The organism is Legionella fairfieldensis ATCC 49588, from assembly GCF_000621525.1.
Classification (GTDB): domain Bacteria; phylum Pseudomonadota; class Gammaproteobacteria; order Legionellales; family Legionellaceae; genus Tatlockia; species Tatlockia fairfieldensis.
The window spans coordinates 16094-34104 of record NZ_JHYC01000017.1 but is presented as its reverse complement, the minus strand read 5'-3'; the positions used below and the strand labels follow the sequence as shown (position 1 = coordinate 34104).

Below are 18011 nucleotides of genomic sequence, written 5' to 3'. Positions count from 1 at the left end.
AGAGATTCTACATAAAAAATGCCTTCTCTCACAAGACAGGACTCCTCTCCCAAAATTATAATGAAAGCCCTATCGATAAAGCCGATACGCGTTTTTTACCAGACAAATGCAGACGCCTTCATATGAATAACAACAAAATATAGCATTTTATATCATAATGCTATATTATTTGTGTTTTGGAGAAAATATGGGCATAGTAAAAATTTCTGACGAATTGCACGAAGCCACTAAATTAATGGCAAGAGCAATGAGTCGTTCAATCAATTCGCAGGCAGAATATTGGATCAGGATAGGAAAACTGGCAGAAGAAAATCCATCAATTACTTACTCCGAAATTCTCAAAATTCTGGTCAATCAAGCCTCACAAGGAGAAATACGGGATGTTAGTGAAGACTTCTGAAGAAATAGAAAAAATGCGAGTTGCTGGTCATTTAGCAGCCTCAGTCCTTCAAATGATAGAACCTTATGTGACTGAAGGTACAAGTACCAATGAGCTTGAACAAATTTGCCGTCAGTATATTCTCAAAGACTTAGAGGCCATTCCCTCCACATTAAACCATTACGGGTTCCCGGCCTGTATTTGCACATCCATCAATCATGTGGTCTGTCATGGTATACCTTCCGATAAAAAGCTTAAAAACGGCGATATCATTAATATCGATGTAACTATAAAAAAAGACGGTTTCATTGGAGATACAAGCAAAATGTTTCTCGTTGGTAATGTAAAGCCCTTTGCCAAAAAATTAGTGGATATAGCCCAACAATGCCTATATAAAGCCATTTCAATAGTTCGTCCAGGGGTTTATCTGGGAGACATAGGAAGCATAATTCAAAATCATGCAGAGCAGCATGGATATTCAATCGTACGAGAGTATGGTGGTCATGGAATTGGGCAATCAATGTGGGAGAAACCTGACATTATGCATTTTGGCAAACCCAATACCGGATTACAATTACAAGCAGGAATGACTTTTACTATTGAACCAATGCTTAATTTGGGTAGTAGAGAAGTTAAAACGTTAGGCGATGGTTGGACTGTTGTCACGAAAGATCACAAATTATCAGCGCAATGGGAGCATACCATTTTAGTAACCGATGATGGGCATGAGGTACTTACGTTAAGAGTAGATGAACAACTACCTTTTGTATCGGACAAAAAATTCAAATGTATTGAATTACCAACGAAAATCGGCACTTCCAATTGATGCCTACATACTGCGGCTTGCTCCTGAGAAAATCCATTCTCCACTTGCCTCATCACTTTGCTTAAGAGCAGATCCCCGCCTTTCGTCGGCAATTCGCGTTAATAGCTATTTTTTGGCCGGCACAACGTATTTTATTGGCAAAACTGGATTTTTTATAATCTAATTGACTAAGGAGTCTGGTTTTTAGAGAAATTCAACACATTAGGATAATTTACCAATTCTGGATGCTTCTTATTATTTCCATATTGTAATAATAAATCGAGGTCGTCTGAAGAAATGGGAGCGCTATTTTTAATTTTCTCCAAGGTTTTTAAACGTGAAGTGTGCTCTTCAATAGTGGTCTGTAACTTCTTTTTATCATCATCCGACAGCGCCCGCTCTAATTCATCTTCAAAAGCAGATTTGAAAAATCTTATTTCGTCGATTAAACCGAGCACAAGCCTGGTAAAACTTATTTCCTCCACAGAGAGAACCATTTGCTGAAAAAACCTCAAACCCAGCTTATGCCCTTCCATATAACTACTCCATAATAGAGCATTCAGAATGCTGATATTTCTATGTAGAAAAGCTTTCATGACATCTTACTAGCTATCAGCACAACTTTTGGTAAAAATTAACAATACATTCTGGATTAATTTTAGACTAAATTAGGCAAAAAAAATGTACTATTCGATTTTTTAACTTTATTTTTTCAATTTCCAACGCTTATGTAACCAGGACCATTGCTCTGGATGAGCCAGAATGATTTGCTCCAGGGCTTGATTATAAGCCAGCGTGTTACGATAAATTGACTCCTGAACACTCTCATATTCCTGCCAAAAAATAGGTTCATAGAACTCCAGAACATGACGTCCATCAGGCAATCGATAGCCTGCTGCGGGAACCACAGGCACCCCCGTATGACGGGCTAAACTTGCCAGGCTGCGATAAGTACCTGCTTTCCTGCCAAAAAATTCAACCGCAACGCCATCTCTATTGGCAAGTGAAGCATGCTGATCCAAAACAAAAACTACAGCATGATTTTGCTCCAAAGCAGCACAAACTTTATCCAGAGAATTTTTCTTCGGAATAACGTTCAAACCAGCCTGGTAGTAACGTTTAAATAAAATCCTTTCGATTGTTTTATTGCCTAATGTGCGGCGAATAAAATGAAATTGTCCTTGAAACTGTTTAAAATTTAAAATACCGCCAAGAGGAGCAAACTCCCAATTACCAAAATGCCCCGTCAACACCAACACGCCACGATTATTAGCCGCAACCGCCAACAAACGTTCATAACCACGCACCTCTACTTTCTCACAGAGGGTTTTCTCACTCATAAACCGCAATTGAACAGTTTCTTTAAGTGACGTTACCAGGTGGGAGTAAAATGCTTTAGTCAAGCGAATTTTTTGCTTTACAGAGAGCTTCTCACCAAAAACCTGATTGATATTAGCTCTGACAACAGCGCGCCGATAAGGTAAACAGTGATATAAAAAGCGTCCCATAAAGGACACTCGCATATTATTGATTTGCTCATTTAACTTAATCACAGGCTTTCATCACCAAACAGGCATTCATGCTGGCAAATCCTCGATTAATGACTACGGCAGTCTTTTTACCTGACTCTAAGGAGCAGTGCTCAGCGCTCAGATTTAAACCTGCACAGGCGGAAGCGGCCTGATTAAAATTGGCAATACCAGGAATACATTTATTTGATAAAGCATAAGAGGCCAGAACCGTATCGAGAATACCAGAAGCACATATGGTATGTCCCATGGCCCATTTAAACGCAGTTACTGGAACCTTATGATCAGCAAAAACAGTTTGAATCGCATGAGCCTCACTGTCATCTGATTTGCTATTTCCGTTTCCATGAGCCACCAATAACCCTATCTCAGAGGGGTGTATTTGCTGAGCGCCAAGTGTCTCATCTAATAAGGAAGTCAAATGCTCACCTTCCGCTTCAATTGAAAATAAGCCCGATGACTCTGTAGCAGACCTTCCGCCTAAAATTTCACCATAACAGGATGCGGAACGTGCTTGTACACTTGCTTCGCTTTCCAGAACCAGCGCCGCAGCGCCGTCTGCAAGAAGAGTCCCATCATGGTCTTTGTCAAAAGGCTTTAAATGACGCGAAGCAAGTACTCCGATTTTATCGTAGTAAAATAACGATTGCGGCTCAATGACATCATAAGCTACCACAATAGCACGCTCAGCCAGACCTTCTTTGATGGCATGAAAAGCTTCGATAATAGCTTGCATCCCACCCACCGCATGATTAACAATATTGTGGTTTAGCCCTTTAAATCCATAATGAATACCCGTGTAAGCCAATACATTATTAGGTAAAATACGTAACAACCACATAGGATGTACTTCGCTAAATAAATGACTGGCAAAAGCCTGCATATCATCGCCAGTTTTATTAATAAGAGGTAAAAAATCGTCTTGTTGAAAATACTTGTTACCAGGAGAACCCACATAAATCGCTGTTTGCTCATTAAAAGCGACTGCATTATCCAGCGTTTCCCGATAAGGAAGTAACTGACTATGATTGACTGCCTGCATTGCGGCATTAATACCCATTACATCCTGACGGGAAATTACTTTTATCAATTTACGGTCAGGCAACATTTTTGCGGGCTGAAAGTTTTTAAGCTCCCCGCCTGAACGATGGGGCCAGGAAGACAAATCCCATTGATTGATTTCAGCAAGCCCGCTTCGACCGGCGAGCAGGGCATCCCAGGTTTGTAGCGAGGTCTCGCCACAAGCCGTTAAGGCACCTAACCCGGTAATAAAAACACGATTGGCGTTACTCATTCGTCTCGATCTCCTAATTCAGGATGCTTAAAAAGTAAGCAGCTATTACTGCCCCCGAAACCAAACGAATTTGATAAAACGACACCAAGCGATTTTTCCCGTGGCCCATCCGTCACATAATCCAAATCACATTCAGGATCCGGGGTTATTAAATTAGCCGTTCCCGGCACTTGCGCATGGTGAATAGAAAGAACGGATAATACTGCTTCAAGTGCGCCTGCTGCTGCGATTAAATGGCCAGTTTGGCTTTTTGTTGAGCTTACAGGAAGTTGATAAGCTTGTTTGCCAAAAACTGCTTTAATGGCATTCGTCTCGCTCAGATCATTCATTTTTGTTGAAGTTCCATGCGCATTAATATAATCAACATCACTTGCCTTAAGTCCTGCGCTTCGCAAAGCACCTTCGATTGCCTGAATAGCCCCATCACCATTTGGGTGAGAATCAGTAATGCGATACGAACTGAGTGAATTACCCTCTCCTGCAAGTTCTGCATAAATCCGGGCGCCTCGGGCCTGGGCTTTTGTCCATTCTTCAAGAATTAAAAAAGCAGCCCCTTCACCAAGAACAAAACCATTTCGGGTACCATCAAAAGGTCTACTCGCCGTTGAGGGCGTTTCATTATATGTCGATAAAGCGCCCAAGAGACAAAAACTCGATAAACCCAGCGGATTTATCATTGAATCAAAACCGCCCGCCAGCATAAAATCAGCTTCATTACGGCGGATAACCTGCATGGCCAAACCTAAAGCCTGCCCCCCCGATGCACAGGCAGTATGTACTGAAGAAGCATAGCCCTCAATACCAAATTGCTGAATCAGTAAGGATAGCCCTGAATTTGATGTGGTTTTACCAAAATCGGACAATTTATAAAATTCCTGAGCTTTAGCTTGCAATTTTTGCCAATCGGGATGCCCATCAGTAGTACAGTTTTGTTGAAACCGATATAAATAATCAAATTCAGCAGTCATCATTCCGCTACCCGCGACCACACCCCAGCGCGCCGCAGTTTGTTTATCAGGTCTGACTCCCGCATCCTGAAAAGCCTGGTGGGCAGCATCAAGAGCGTAATGGGTAAAAGGCATGGCAAAACGACTCTGTTTCCCAGAGGTAATTAAAGGATCAGGTATAAAATTTTTAATTTCTGCTGCAATGCGCGCAGGGAAAGCGCTTGCATCAAAATGGGCTATTTCTGCAATACCGGATTGACCTGCCAATAAATTATGCCAGGTAGACTGAACATTATTGCCCAAAGGAGACACAACACCCAGGCCAGTAATTGCAATTCGTCTTTTTTTCATATTGAGTTACCTTGTGCAATCATTACTATGTCTAACACACACACCCGTTTGCCATCGACCTCACTGCGATAACTTAAAATCAATTGCTGTGCATCCCGCTGTTTGACCTTAACATAACAGGTAATCACATCACCGGGGTATACAAATTCACTCATTTTGATTTTACGCAATTCACTGATTTGATAATGGAACTCTAATGCAGAACGTGCCAAAAACTCTCGCGCCAGATTTAGCTTGCACTCCAATAAAACAGTCATTGGTAAAACAGGCTTGTTCGGAAAATGATCAGGGAAATAAGGTGCTGCCCGAGTAATACACTTCTCTGCAATTAAACTACAACCAGGTTGAAAAGCAAGAATACGATCAAAAGAAAACATAGAAACACGAGCAAAGGATTCAGGCTGGATGATCAATTCATAATCCTGAGTTGTCGCACGCAGGTCTTGTGGCCAGTCACCCGGCCGATTTATTTCAGCAAACTGGCTCCGCACCTCTTGTTCATTGATGAAATCATCCATCGGCAGCAAAGGGCCTAAAGCGCCATCAATAGTAAACACCACTTCTCCCTGCACATGAGCAACGCTACGATACTGTACGGCCCTCTCATCAAGTACTTCAATGACAGACTCCAGCAATAGCGTCTCACCTACATACGCTGGCCTGTGTAATCGCGCACTGGCAACCACGCCGGCGACAGGTCTTAAAGTGAAATCATTAACAACCATGACATTCCAGGCTGCTAATTGACCCAAAGTCTCACCTATCAACGAAGGAATAAAGCAGGGCTTTCCTGTCTCATCATAACAGAGATAAACATCCTCACTCGTGATATGTTTTAGCCCCCGAATCAACTTATTGGGAACCAGCTCCAATATTCTGTCTACAAATAAAAACCGCATCAGGCCACAATTTCACAGACTTTTTGTTCACTAACCGCAGTAATAACCAGTTTGCAAAAGGTTTCCACTGTAAATAGCATCGGAATTTCATTGACCTTCATGTTAGATTTGAAATATTCTGCAGGCACTTCGCATAAATAGGCTTTAAGGGCTTGCATTCCCTTCGTAGTCAATACGCCCCCTTTTTCAAACTCATCTTCCGCCAAATCGCCACGTGCATTTTTTTCTAATTGACCACGAGGAATTTTAATACTGAATTCCTTTTCCAATTGGAAAACCAAATCAAGAAAATCAATTGATTCAGCCCCTAAATCACTAATCAAACGACTATTTAAAGAAACTTCTTCTTCATCAATAACCAATACATCAGCGATAATCTCCCTTACCTTAGGGTAAACGCTATCTACATTCATGTTTTTTATCCTTAGAACTCACCTGATTCACAAAACTTCAGATTATATCACAAAGTTCTGACGCTCAGCTACGTTAACATCACTAAAGAAAAACAAATGATCGACAGTTATTTTTAACAATAACGCCTATCGAGGCAACCACCATAAAGAAGGATCCACGTTAAATTTGTGCAAAAAAATATACAAAAAAAGAGTATGCAAAAACTCAGGTAATAGCGCATAATTCGTTCGCGCTTTTTAAAACATATAATATTATTTTAAAGGATCTGGTATTAATGCATAAAATAATAATCTCTCTGCTCTGCCTGGCTTTTTTGCCGCTTCAAAGCTCCTGCGCCTCTGTAAACACTGAATCAATACAACAGAACAACGAATTTCGCAACACGGTTACTTCTTATGTGCGCCATCTGGCAGAACACCTTGTTTTACATACTCCTTCACCTCAATTGGAACTGTTAGATACATCATGGAATAATCAGTATAGTCATACTTACTGGTCTGCTATTATTTCGATTTATTATCAAGGCAAGAAAATTGGTCAGGGACAAACGAAGAATCAATCCAGTCTGGCAAAAACAATCCAGCAAGCGACTGAACAGGCTTTAAGCCATACCACGCTTCCTGAAATAACAGCAAACGAACTGTCTACTTTCAGATTTCATATCACGTTTAATTATCCACCCAACAGCTATTATACTTTCATCGAGGAAGGTAATAAGGGTGTGGAACTTTTGGGAAATCGCGCTGCCTTAAGACAGATGGATACTGACTCAATTAAAAAACAAATTACGGCAAGCCAATATTATTTACTAGGCGTCATGCATCCGGAAATTCATGGCTTTTTTAAACGATATGATGCCTCCCGAGATGAACGCAGTGATAATCTTCGTACCATTTACAGCGCTTCCAGCTTATATAGTCTATTAAAACTCTATCAATTTAATAAAGATCCTGAGTTAAAGAAACATTTTAAACCTATTGCTCAATTTTTGTTATCCATGCAAATTCCTGATGGTGAAAACACCGGGGGTTTTTATTATGCTTATCACGTTAAAACCCATAAAAAAACCTTGCGTGCAGTGGTAGGCACTGCATCCAAAACAATTTTTACCTTGCTTGAATTACACCGTTTCTCCGGTGAACAACTCTATTTAACTGCGGCCAAACGAGCCGGTGACTGGCTAATCACTATGGTAAAATCTGATGGGCGAGTAACATCGGAAGCAATTTATAGTAAAGATCATTGGCAATACAACCATAATCAATCTTTTCTTTATTCAGGACAGGTACTTTCCGCCTTATCTCGTTTAGCTTTGGTAACAAAAGAGCCGCGATACTATAAAACGGCAAGTTTAATTGCCCGGCGTATAGTTAAAGAAACCACGCGGCAAAATTATTTTGTAGGCGATGATTTTCGAGCGCCAAATACTATCTCGACAAGTTGGGTTACTATGGCTTTAATAGACTACGCCAAGGTTAACAAAGCACCACTTTATAAGGATGTAATTAATAAAGCCGCTGCAGAAATTTTAGCAAGGCAAATTACTAATCCGGAGGATGCCTATAACCACGGTCGTTATCTCGACACAATGACGACGAGTGGTAATGGCTGGATTAATGAGGTTCTGAGTGAACTTTACCCATTTTGTAAAAGCCAAAATAGGTCAGGCTGCACTAAATATCGCGAAGCTATTATTTTAACTAGTCGCTGGCTATTACAAAATGCCTATACGACAACAAATAGTTATGACCTTAAAAATCCCTCGCAGGCCATTGGTGGCTTTATGCGCAATTTCCTTAGCCAATCAGTACGTACTGATGCCGTTTGCCATGGTGTAAACAGTTTAGTCAATTTAATGACAATTTTAGGGCCTGACTACCAATCACTCGTCACTTTGGCAGAAAGACCTTTTGCCGAGACGATAGGTTTATTGCGTATAGGGGCGGCAGAGCCAGGATAACATCGGTTTTGCGTAAAATTTACACTTTTAACTGCAATTTTTGCAAGCTATGCGGATAATTTTAAGATAAAATAGCTATCTTTCCCAATTACCCATTAATCCTGTAAAAATGCCAATTTCTCATATGCTACTAGCTATTTTAGTTGCAGTTATCTGGGGCACAAATTTTCTTTTTGTCAAATTGGGACTAGAAGAAATTTCGCCCCTTTTACTGGGTGCCATGCGCTTTATCCTGGCCAGTATACCAGCCATTTTCTTTATTAAACCGCCCGCTGTTCCTTTTAAACTGGTCGCGTTATATGGCTTTGTTACCTTTGCTTTACAGTTTTCTTTCTTTTTTATTGGCATGGACGTCGGTATGACTCCCGGCATGGCTTCTCTTATCATGCAAGTACAAGTATTTTTTAGCATGCTTTTTACAGCATTATTATTAAATGAACCACCTAGTATCTGGCAAATTACAGGCGCTTTAGTCTCCTTTGCCGGTATTGGTCTGGTAGGTCTTCATGTGGATAAAAATATATCCCTTATGGGTTTTATCTTTATTCTTGCTGCAGCAGCAAGCTGGGGACTGGGTAATCTGATTACTAAAAAAACTCGTGGGGCTAATATGATAGCCCTTGTTGTCTGGGGAAGTTTTATCGCAGCTTTCCCCATGCTTCTGCTCTCTTTACTTTTTGAAGGCCCAAGCCGTATGGTTGCCAGTTATCATCACCTAAGTGGGCAAGGTATTACTGCCTTATTTTATATTGTATACGCTTCAACCTGGGTCGGTTACGGCGTATGGAACTGGCTTCTTAGCCACCATTCGGTAGGAACCATTGTTCCATTTACCTTGCTGGTTCCTGTGGTTGGTCTGTTAAGCTCCGTCTTAATATTGGAAGAGCCCTTGCAACCCTGGAAAATTATCGCCTGCTTATTAGTCTTGATCGGGCTTGGTATTAATTTACTGGGTACACGCCTGTCAAAAATAAAAATGCCACCCCAGCAGCCAGCTAATTCTTTGTATTCGAAGTAGCTTCTTGATTAAAACTGGCTTCGAATAATAACTAATGTTAGGCTGTTTAAGCATGGAATGGATTAACTGCATTAAAGTCATGAGGACTAGAGTATGCATCTATCACGACGGTTCCATTTCTATGGAAAACGCCGTATTGAATCTGTTATTTTATTCTTTCGCTTTATAGGCCATGTATTTTATAGCCTTAAGGAAATTTTCTTACGACGCCTGACACTTTCCTGGTCTCATCTCCTGGATACGGTTTTCCATTCAGGGGCGAAGATCGCCATTCCCCTCATACTACTTAGTTCCTTAATAGGAATATCATTAGTCTTGAATATTTTTCACATTTTAAGTCGTTATAATTTACAACATAATGTACTAATTATCGCACAATATGTTTTATTTTATGATTTGCTCCCTTTTTTAATTGGTCTGATGTTATCAGTTCAATCTGCTTTAAATCTAATTACCGCGCGCATTAAGGAACATCAGAAAACACCGCAAGATGTTATTGTAGTGCATATCATTCCCATAATGATTGGCACGAACTTTAATGGTCTAATTCTGTATGCTTATGCGCTTAATACCGTTCTTATCAGTATTTATTTCTGCTTCCGTTACTTTTTCAGTTTTGATCTTCACGAATACATTTTTCATTTAACCAACACAATCTCCGGTACAGCGATCCTTTATTCGATTTTAAAAACCTTTGTCTATTGTACTATGGTGAGTCTCATCGTAGGCTATTACTATTATGAGGCAACCGAAGGTTATCTTTCTTTAAAGCAGGCAATATCACGTATCATGACGCGCAGCTTCATGGTATTAATAGTAAGTAGTATTTATTTTAAATTTCTCGACTATTAAGGATAGATATGCGTCAAGAGCGACTTTATACCTTAGTTGGGTTGTTTGTAGGTGGCGCAGTCTGCCTGACGGTTCTTACCGCTCTCTTTTTTTATGACGAATACGCACGTGAAAAAGTAGAAACGTATGTGATGTTCTTTAAAGGTTCTTTAACAGGTCTGGATATTACCTCAGCAGTGACTTACCGTGGCGTTAAAATCGGAGAAGTGAAACTCATTGAAGTCACTGAAGATGAAGAAAACAACATAAAAATCCCTGTCTATACTCAGTTTTTCGTTGAAAAAAAATATGGCATCAAACACAATCCTATCCAGCAACTAATTAATAAAGGATTTGTTGCCAATATAAAAAATCCCAATTTTCTTACAGGCATTGCTTCAATTGAACTCATCCCCTCTACGACACCGATAGAATTCCAACAACAAAGTTATCATGGTTATCCTGTTTTTCCTACCAATGCTCAAAGTGAAAACCCAATGAGTTTTCAAGAAACATTACAAACTGCAAAACAAGCCTTTCAAGATATAAGTGATTTTTTCCGGGCGCCCAAAATAAATGAAACCATTAATGCAATGAAAACAATGGCTGATAGCTTTGAGCACCTGGCTAGCAATCTTGGTCAACAAATTCCCCCTACCCTCACTGCATTTAATGTGAGCTTAAAGAATTTTGATCGCCTGGCAAACAACTTAAACCATGAAATGCCCCCCATGTTAATTAAGTTTAGTGACAGTTTAAAAGGCTTTGAACATTTAACTCATGACCTTAATGAGCAAGTACCACCCATGATTGCTGCTGTAAATCAGGGATTTAAACAGGTCTCAAGTGCTGCTAATGCAACGCAAAATTTGGCAGATTATTTATCACGCTATCCAGAATCATTATTACGAGGAAAAAAGTGAGCTTAAGTAAAATTACAGTTCTGCTCGTGATGGGATTAATTTCTACTGGCTGTGGCCGTAGTCCTGACTCACAGTTTTATGTGCTTAATCCCATTCCTTTATCATCCAAAACCATTAAGCATTATAATCAGTTACGTATAGGGATTGTCAGTATAACAAGCCCGGATTACACTTTAAAACCACAAGTCATTATCCACTGCAATGCCCATCAGGTTAAATTAGAAGAATTTCATCGCTGGGCAGAATCATTAGATAAAAACATCCAACGTGTTATTGAAGCCAATCTGATCACATTGTTACCGGGTGCTGCTATTGCAACCAAACCGTGGGATCTTTTGTTCAAGCCCAATTACCAGTTACAGCTCAATATTTCTCAATTTGATGTCGATATTGATGGCAATAGTATATTGCGCGCCGATTATCTGATTTATTCTGCAAACCATTTAAAGAGAAAGGGAACTCTTTATTATCATCTCCACGTTCCTCACGCGACTATAGCAGCATTAGTGACGAGTATGAACGCAAATTTAACTCATCTGACACAGGATTTGGCAAAAGTCTTTGCTTCTTTAAGCAAAGACTCTTAAAGAACATCAACCTACCCGACTATAACCAGCATCTACAAACAACGTATGCGCATTAATCATTTTAGCTTCAGGCAAACAAAGCAGATAAATGGTATCTGCAACATCTTCTGGAGTTAAAGGCTGAGCCGACAAGGCGTGAGCCTGATACTCGGTAAGTAATTGCTCACGATTGGGGAAATATTTAAGCGCATCCGTATCAACAACACCTGCTGAGACCGTATTTACGGTAATATCATATTCTGCTAATTCAAGACTCAAAGAACGTACCAAAGCTTCCAGCGCCGCTTTTGAAGCACCAATAAAGCCGTAATTAGGAATTGCCCTATGCGCCCCCAGACTTGACAAGGCAATTACACGACCACCTGCTTTCATCACGTCAAGACCTTGAGAAGCAAGATGATTCAAAGCCAGGGCATTAGTTTCCATACACCAGCGCCAGTGTTTGGTCGTCATTTTTAAGGCAGGTTTCAACACACCACTTGCCGCATTACTAATGAGAAAATCAAGTCTGTCAAATTTTTCGCGAAATCGCTCATACATTTCTTTGACAGATTGCTGATCCGCAACGTTAGCCTGTATAGCGACAGCCTCGCGTCCTGAATGTTGAATCTCTGCAACTAACGTTTGTGCTTCATCCGAACTGTTATAATAAACAATGGCTATATCGCATCCTGCGCGAGCTAGTTTTAACGCCGTAGCCTTGCCAATGCCACGAGCACCACCTGTAATTAAGGCCACTTTATTAGCAAATTGCAAAACCATTCACTGATCCTTCTCGATAAAAAAGCATCAAAACTACAGTGAATCGCAGATCCTGTCAATGACAGCACCCAGAGGTTTCTATTTTATACTATCTGATTTTAGGATATATACACTGTAAACTTAACAGATCTAAACGATTTGCTTGTCTATTAACCTCTAACTTTGTACCATTACATACCACCTCAAGAAGTACGCGATTGCTGATGAAACACTCCTGGTTTAACAGCGTCTTTCCGATTGCTGCTATTTTTTCTTTTCGTATGCTGGGATTATTTATGTTAATCCCCGTGTTCACCGTTTTTGCAGGCCATCTTGATGGTGCTACTCCCACTCTGATAGGGATAGCATTGGGTGGTTATGGCCTAAGTCAAGGCATTTTACAAATTCCTTTCGGCCTGTTGTCTGATCGTTTTGGCAGAAAATCGATGCTCACCATTGGTTTGCTGCTTTTTGCCTGTGGTTCCTTACTGGGCGCTTTAAGCCATTCGATTTATACTATGATCCTGGCGCGGACGCTGCAAGGCACTGGTGCTATTGGCAGTGTGCTGATAGCACTTCTTGCTGATCTTACTCCTGATGAGGAACGTACCAAGGCCATGGCGGTAATCGGCATGACGATTGGTTTATCGTTTAGCCTGGCGATGGTTTTAAGTCCCTTTATTACCGCTCATTATGGTTTGGCCGGTATTTTTTACTTGACAGCTTTGTTGGCTTTCACTGGCCTGCTATTGCTGCATCTTGTTATCCCTACACCGCAAAAAGAGTGTTTTCATGCAGATAGTGAGTCAAAAACCTCTCTTTTTAAAACAGTGATTCGTAATAGGCACTTGCAACGCTTAAATATTGGTATTTTCTTTCAACATTTTATTCTGACCTCTACTTTTTATGTGATTCCTCTTCTTTTACAGCAACAAATCAAGCAATCTCATTTAACCCAACAATGGCATTTTTACTTACCATTGATGCTGCTGTCTTTCCTTCTCATGCTGCCTTTTATTATCATGGCGGAAAGAAAACAACGGATGAAAACGGTCTTTTTTATGGCTGTTCTAATTACTTGCCTCAGCCAGTTATTGTTGGCTTGGGTAAGTCAAAATTGGCGTAGCCTCGGGGTGTTGATGTTATTCTATTTTGTTGCTTTTAATATCCTGGAGGCTATTTTACCTTCTCTGGTATCCAAACAGGCAGCGCCAACGTCCAAGGGGACAGCAATGGGAATATACTCCAGCAGCCAGTTTTTAGGCATTTTCAGTGGTGGGGTAGCCGCTGGTTTGTTGTATCAGATGGCAGGTCATTATGGTATTTTTTTGGGAAATGCCTTAATAAGCGTCATCTGGCTGCTTATTGTATTTTATATGAAACCTGAATCTTACCTGACTAGTCTGCTAATAAGTTATTCATGGGATTTAAAAAATAACAAGCCTTTATTAAAAAACCTCAAAGCGCTTACAGGTATTAAGGATGTTTTTATTGCTTCTGAAGAAAAGGTTATCTATATTCGTATAGACAAAGCAAAGTATGAACCAGGTAGTGCCCAAAAAATAATAGAACAATATAGACAGAAACAGGAGTAGTAAAATGCCAGAAGCCACCTGAAGTGGCTTCTGTTGTGGGTTCTCTACGGTAAGTATACCGAGTGACACCCTACATCCTTAGTATAGTCAATACTCTGTATTTGTCAAAACAACCTGTAATATTTTAGATCAATAGAGCACAAACACATGACACAGGTATTACAAACACTTAACCCGGAAAATGAGCATTGGACAGGGTAGTTTTCAGTATTTGCTCTACGGCAGGGTAATCATTAGAATATGGCTACGCAATGACGTTTAAATTCGTTATAATTCAGCCCTAACTTTCGCATGCAGGAGAATAAAATGGCTCGTGGAATTAATAAAGTTATCCTGGTAGGTAACGTTGGTGTTGATCCTGACGTAAGGTACCTGCCTAATGGTAACGCTGTAACTACGCTATCAATTGCTACCAGTGAAACATGGAAGGACAAGCAAACCGGTGACAAGCAGGAACGTACAGAATGGCACCGTGTTGTATGTTTTAACCGTCTTGGAGAAATTGCCGGTGAATATGTTCGTAAAGGGTCCAAACTCTATGTTGAAGGTAGTTTACGTACACGTAAGTGGCAGGATCAGCAGGGACAAGACCGCTATACTACAGAAATTGTGGCGAATGACATACAGATGCTGGATAGCAAAGGAAGCTCATCGAATTACGAAGAAATGCCTTCCTCTTCTCAACACCAGCCACCACAGCAACATCAGACACGTAAAGCCCAGCCTGTTCAATCAGCACAAGATGCTTTTGAAGAATTGGATGATGACATTCCTTTTTAGAGATCACCTCAGACATTTTGTAAATAAAACCCCTTTAATAATAAAGGGGTTTTGTAATATAGAAAGCTTTGAAGAAATTCAATTATTTCGTATACATTAATGATAATAGCACACAAATCAAGTGAGTTTGCTCTCCTATATTACAATGTAAAAGGGCTACATGCTTCCAGTATTGTATTTTCAGCTATAGTTTTTTGGTGAGTAAAAAACTTTAAAGCCTGTGCAGATAAAGGTTGCACAGCTTGTTTGAAAATATCAATAAGTTCAACCTCCTCCACAGCTAAATCTGTAATAGGCAAGTTATTATCTACAGTTTGTAACCAAATTTGTTTAATTTTCAAGTGAATATTATCAAACCGTAAAAAAGGATAAAACAGTAAAATGGTATTATTAATATTTGATTTTATTACTTCTTTATTTTGAGAGGCGTATTGAATATGAGGCCATAATAAACCAGCAAGAAATAATAACCAAGCATTATTTTCCGAAAGTTTTTTATTGGATATTATTATCTTTAAAAGAGAGCTCACAAGCTCAAAATTATGAGAAGATTTATTTGTTTTTTCCTTTTCAGTTTTCTTAAATAAATCTAATAAACCATACCTCTCTAGTAAAGAAAAAGCCTCTAATCCTTTGTCATTAAATAATGACTTATGAAGTTCAATTAATAACCTTGGTGGAGCAGCTCCTTTTGATTGAGCAGCATGTTGTTGTAATGCCCTCTCAGTACCTTCTGATATTTTAAAGTTATATTTTATTGCAAAGCGGATTGCTCGATACTTTCTTAGTTCATCTTCTGTAAAACTATCATACGGATTAATGACGGTATTTAATATTTTTTTATCTAGCTCGTGTAAACCTCGTCCTGTTGGATCGATAATGGATTGGGTTCGAGGATTATAGTACACACAATTAAAATTAAAATCCCTACGCTGACAATCCTCTATAAGAGAATTTGTTTGGTTAATATAAACTATTGTTCCATTGTCGAGTTGAACTGGTACTACATTTGAAGGTGATAAACCTTGCAAGGGTGCAATATCTAATGCTTCATTGGATGATGGTATTATTATACGGACGACAGGATTATATAGCCCAACTAACATAATTGTTGCTGTTTCCCCCCATATTTTTTTTGCTATATCTTTAACTAATTGTGGGTGAGCTGAGGTAACTATGTCAGTATCTCCTATACTAGGTTGATTGAGATAACTATTTCTCACTGCACCACCAATGAAAAAACTCTCATGACCATGCTCGTAAAGCTCCTTTAGAAGAGTCTGTTTTTTTTCAGTAAGGAGTAGATCCAGTTTAGTTTTAACATCGTTTTTAACTTTAATTTCTCTCAATAAATTAGCATCATGAGAAGTTGATTCAAGTTTTACTGGTTCGTTATAAACGGGTTTATCCTCTTCTGCTTCTTTTTTTAAGTTATGAATATAATGACAGGATTGAAGAGAATTAACTGCCAATTGAAAAAAGTCTGATAAGGCTAACCATTCATATAAACTTGAATCATCTTGATGCTCAACTAAACCGAGCGTGATTTGCTCAATTGCTAAATTATAATAAGACAAGGCTTTCTTTTCTAAAGTAGAAATTAACTTATTATTTTTATTTTTTAGATTTTGAGACCAGGCTTTATATTGATCACCTAAACATCCTAATATTTCAACTTGCTCTAGTCGGTTTTTTTTACTTATTTTTTCTTGAGGAATTCGCGCATCCTCACAAAGTTTGATAGCCTCCTGAAATTGACCTTGTTTATACAAAGCATAAGCAAGGTCTTTTTTTTCTATAGGTGTGAGTTTGCTCTTCTCTTTCTTCTCATGAGATTTCACTGAGCTTTTTTTGCTGGAGGATGCTTTTTTTCCTTTTTGAGTTATATTGTTCTTCTTAAGTGTTACTGGTGCACGTCGCTTTAAACATTGCTCTTTGATTCGTTCAATTCGCAATAATTCTTCACTTAAACGTTCCGCTTGTAATTTTGCACTTTCTATGGCGTCATTCAATTGTTGCAAATATTCTTGTTGTAATTTATACGTTACCATAAACCTTAATAGGCTATCTTTATACAGGTCGGATTTTAAATTCGAGGGAAAATGCCAGCTTATTTCTAGAACATCAATACTAAAATTTAAAAAACATTTTAAATTTGTTGCTTCAGGTGATAAGGGTTTTTCTATAGCAGAAAGCAAACTACCCTCTATAAATTGGTGGTGGTCACATACCTTAATAGCCAATATTTCAAAGTGAATATTAAGTATCTCACTTGTTAAATCGTAATCTTTAAATATATTATTATGGTTTAATATTTTTTTGCATGCGTAATGATTCCAAAGTAATGTCGGTATTAATACTTCTTGAGGGAGTATTTTTTGATGGTTATCAATAAGTTTATCTAAGGTTTCTTCTAATAAATTAGATTTTGAATATTTCGAATCAGATTTTCGTAATCGAGAAGTTACTTGTTTATATTTTTCTTGTATTAATAGATGATATTGTTTCTCGGTGCTGCTTATAAAAAAATTTGCAACCTCTATTAAATCCGTATATAAACTAACTAGATTTTCTGACAGTAAAGGTAATAATGTTTCTACTTTTTTAAAATAAGAAGTTGCTCTTTCATAAAGCGCTTCTGTTTTATGCCCCTGTATTTCAGGCAAAAAATTAATTCCCGGGATCAATAATATAAATCCAATTCGTATTAAGAGAAGCACTTTTTCTTCAGTAGGAAAATTATCAACCTTATATTTTAGAATTTTACAAACAGATACTGCTATTTTATCGAAAGACTCTTCATCACTCCCAAAACTAACAAGATCAACTATGCTGCGAATAGTTTGATTTATTTCTAAATTTTCAATTTTTTCTCTCATTTTGCCTCTATGTCTAGAAATAAGGACTATTTAACTCTTTTTTAAATTTAAGTTTCGACATATCCCGCTCATTCTAGCA

The 18011-nt window shown here is 38.8% G+C and carries 17 protein-coding genes; 9 read left to right on the top strand and 8 right to left on the bottom strand.

Features of this window, described 5'->3' with window-relative positions; translation table 11 throughout:
- Positions 1 to 187: 187 nt before the first annotated feature.
- Positions 188 to 400: a ParD-like family protein gene (locus T345_RS0106010; protein ID WP_028388547.1), complete on the top strand. Its 213-nt coding sequence runs from the start codon at positions 188 to 190 to the stop codon at positions 398 to 400.
- Positions 381 to 1205 carry a type I methionyl aminopeptidase gene (gene map / locus T345_RS13695; protein ID WP_051555157.1) on the top strand — a complete coding sequence of 275 codons (825 nt, stop codon included), beginning with the start codon at positions 381 to 383 and terminating at the stop codon, positions 1203 to 1205. Before T345_RS0106010 ends, map begins: the two co-directional genes overlap by 20 nt.
- 167 nt (positions 1206 to 1372) lie before the next feature.
- Here the strand turns inward: map and T345_RS0106000 are convergent, their stop codons facing one another.
- From T345_RS0106000 to T345_RS0105975, 6 genes are all read right to left on the bottom strand, one after another.
- Entirely contained in the window at positions 1373 to 1720 is a 348-nt protein-coding gene (locus tag T345_RS0106000; RefSeq protein ID WP_028388546.1) for a hypothetical protein, read from the bottom strand.
- A 168-nt stretch (positions 1721 to 1888) separates the two neighbouring features.
- Entirely contained in the window at positions 1889 to 2737 is an 849-nt protein-coding gene (locus T345_RS0105995; RefSeq protein ID WP_028388545.1) for a lysophospholipid acyltransferase family protein, read from the bottom strand.
- Positions 2730 to 4007, bottom strand: coding sequence for a beta-ketoacyl-[acyl-carrier-protein] synthase family protein (locus tag T345_RS0105990; RefSeq protein ID WP_028388544.1), 1278 nt, complete (start codon positions 4005 to 4007; stop codon positions 2730 to 2732). The genes T345_RS0105995 and T345_RS0105990 overlap by 8 nt, the downstream gene beginning before the upstream one ends.
- Complete coding sequence (locus tag T345_RS0105985; protein ID WP_028388543.1) at positions 4004 to 5305, bottom strand: beta-ketoacyl-[acyl-carrier-protein] synthase family protein; 1302 nt, start codon at positions 5303 to 5305, stop codon at positions 4004 to 4006. Before T345_RS0105985 ends, T345_RS0105990 begins: the two co-directional genes overlap by 4 nt.
- Positions 5302 to 6204: an ApeI family dehydratase gene (locus T345_RS0105980; RefSeq protein ID WP_028388542.1), complete on the bottom strand. Its 903-nt coding sequence runs from the start codon at positions 6202 to 6204 to the stop codon at positions 5302 to 5304. Before T345_RS0105980 ends, T345_RS0105985 begins: the two co-directional genes overlap by 4 nt.
- Positions 6204 to 6617 (bottom strand): acyl carrier protein, encoded by a 414-nt coding sequence (locus T345_RS0105975; RefSeq protein WP_028388541.1) that lies wholly within the window; start codon positions 6615 to 6617, stop codon positions 6204 to 6206. Before T345_RS0105975 ends, T345_RS0105980 begins: the two co-directional genes overlap by 1 nt.
- Before the next feature lie 275 nt (positions 6618 to 6892).
- Here T345_RS0105975 and T345_RS15400 point away from each other — a divergent pair, with 275 nt between their 5' ends.
- From T345_RS15400 to T345_RS13690, 5 genes are all read left to right on the top strand, one after another.
- The gene (locus T345_RS15400; protein ID WP_028388540.1) at positions 6893 to 8578 is read left to right on the top strand and encodes a glycoside hydrolase family protein; all 1686 of its coding nucleotides are present in this window, start codon (positions 6893 to 6895) and stop codon (positions 8576 to 8578) included.
- Between the two features lie 109 nt (positions 8579 to 8687).
- Positions 8688 to 9596, top strand: a complete 909-nt coding sequence (locus tag T345_RS0105965; RefSeq protein WP_028388539.1) for an EamA family transporter — start codon at positions 8688 to 8690, stop codon at positions 9594 to 9596.
- Positions 9597 to 9689: 93 nt separating this feature from the next.
- Positions 9690 to 10448 (top strand): ABC transporter permease, encoded by a 759-nt coding sequence (locus tag T345_RS0105960; RefSeq protein ID WP_028388538.1) that lies wholly within the window; start codon positions 9690 to 9692, stop codon positions 10446 to 10448.
- 8 nt (positions 10449 to 10456) lie between these two features.
- Complete coding sequence (locus T345_RS0105955) at positions 10457 to 11350, top strand: MlaD family protein (RefSeq protein ID WP_028388537.1); 894 nt, start codon at positions 10457 to 10459, stop codon at positions 11348 to 11350.
- Positions 11347 to 11937: a PqiC family protein gene (locus T345_RS13690; protein ID WP_242604582.1), complete on the top strand. Its 591-nt coding sequence runs from the start codon at positions 11347 to 11349 to the stop codon at positions 11935 to 11937. Before T345_RS0105955 ends, T345_RS13690 begins: the two co-directional genes overlap by 4 nt.
- A 6-nt stretch (positions 11938 to 11943) precedes the next feature.
- Here the strand turns inward: T345_RS13690 and fabL are convergent, their stop codons facing one another.
- Entirely contained in the window at positions 11944 to 12699 is a 756-nt protein-coding gene (fabL, locus tag T345_RS0105945; protein WP_028388536.1) for an enoyl-[acyl-carrier-protein] reductase FabL, read from the bottom strand.
- A gap of 203 nt (positions 12700 to 12902) precedes the next feature.
- On the opposite strand from fabL, the gene T345_RS0105940 reads away from it, so the two are divergent.
- Together T345_RS0105940 and ssb are read left to right on the top strand one after the other, a co-directional pair.
- Positions 12903 to 14273, top strand: coding sequence for an MFS transporter (locus tag T345_RS0105940; RefSeq protein WP_028388535.1), 1371 nt, complete (start codon positions 12903 to 12905; stop codon positions 14271 to 14273).
- 306 nt (positions 14274 to 14579) lie between these two features.
- Complete coding sequence (gene ssb, locus T345_RS0105935) at positions 14580 to 15053, top strand: single-stranded DNA-binding protein (RefSeq protein ID WP_028388534.1); 474 nt, start codon at positions 14580 to 14582, stop codon at positions 15051 to 15053.
- A gap of 140 nt (positions 15054 to 15193) precedes the next feature.
- On the opposite strand, the gene T345_RS0105930 is transcribed toward ssb, so the two are convergent.
- Entirely contained in the window at positions 15194 to 17932 is a 2739-nt protein-coding gene (locus T345_RS0105930) for a tRNA nucleotidyltransferase/poly(A) polymerase-related protein (protein ID WP_028388533.1), read from the bottom strand.
- Positions 17933 to 18011 lie beyond the last annotated feature (79 nt).

Bases quoted from the DNA above. Each gene is read 5' to 3' on its own strand.
- T345_RS0105930 (WP_028388533.1), bottom strand. From the start codon at position 17,932: ATGAGAGAAAAAATTGAAAATTTAGAAATAAATCAAACTATTCGCAGC.
- T345_RS0105975 (WP_028388541.1), bottom strand. From the start codon at position 6,617: ATGAATGTAGATAGCGTTTACCCTAAGGTAAGGGAGATTATCGCTGAT.
- map (WP_051555157.1), top strand. From the start codon at position 381: ATGTTAGTGAAGACTTCTGAAGAAATAGAAAAAATGCGAGTTGCTGGT.
- T345_RS0105960 (WP_028388538.1), top strand. From the start codon at position 9,690: ATGCATCTATCACGACGGTTCCATTTCTATGGAAAACGCCGTATTGAA.
- T345_RS0105940 (WP_028388535.1), top strand. From the start codon at position 12,903: ATGAAACACTCCTGGTTTAACAGCGTCTTTCCGATTGCTGCTATTTTT.
- T345_RS0105965 (WP_028388539.1), top strand. From the start codon at position 8,688: ATGCCAATTTCTCATATGCTACTAGCTATTTTAGTTGCAGTTATCTGG.
- T345_RS0106010 (WP_028388547.1), top strand. From the start codon at position 188: ATGGGCATAGTAAAAATTTCTGACGAATTGCACGAAGCCACTAAATTA.
- T345_RS0105990 (WP_028388544.1), bottom strand. From the start codon at position 4,007: ATGAGTAACGCCAATCGTGTTTTTATTACCGGGTTAGGTGCCTTAACG.
- T345_RS0105985 (WP_028388543.1), bottom strand. From the start codon at position 5,305: ATGAAAAAAAGACGAATTGCAATTACTGGCCTGGGTGTTGTGTCTCCT.
- fabL (WP_028388536.1), bottom strand. From the start codon at position 12,699: ATGGTTTTGCAATTTGCTAATAAAGTGGCCTTAATTACAGGTGGTGCT.
- T345_RS0106000 (WP_028388546.1), bottom strand. From the start codon at position 1,720: ATGGAAGGGCATAAGCTGGGTTTGAGGTTTTTTCAGCAAATGGTTCTC.
- T345_RS0105955 (WP_028388537.1), top strand. From the start codon at position 10,457: ATGCGTCAAGAGCGACTTTATACCTTAGTTGGGTTGTTTGTAGGTGGC.
- ssb (WP_028388534.1), top strand. From the start codon at position 14,580: ATGGCTCGTGGAATTAATAAAGTTATCCTGGTAGGTAACGTTGGTGTT.
- T345_RS0105980 (WP_028388542.1), bottom strand. From the start codon at position 6,204: ATGCGGTTTTTATTTGTAGACAGAATATTGGAGCTGGTTCCCAATAAG.
- T345_RS15400 (WP_028388540.1), top strand. From the start codon at position 6,893: ATGCATAAAATAATAATCTCTCTGCTCTGCCTGGCTTTTTTGCCGCTT.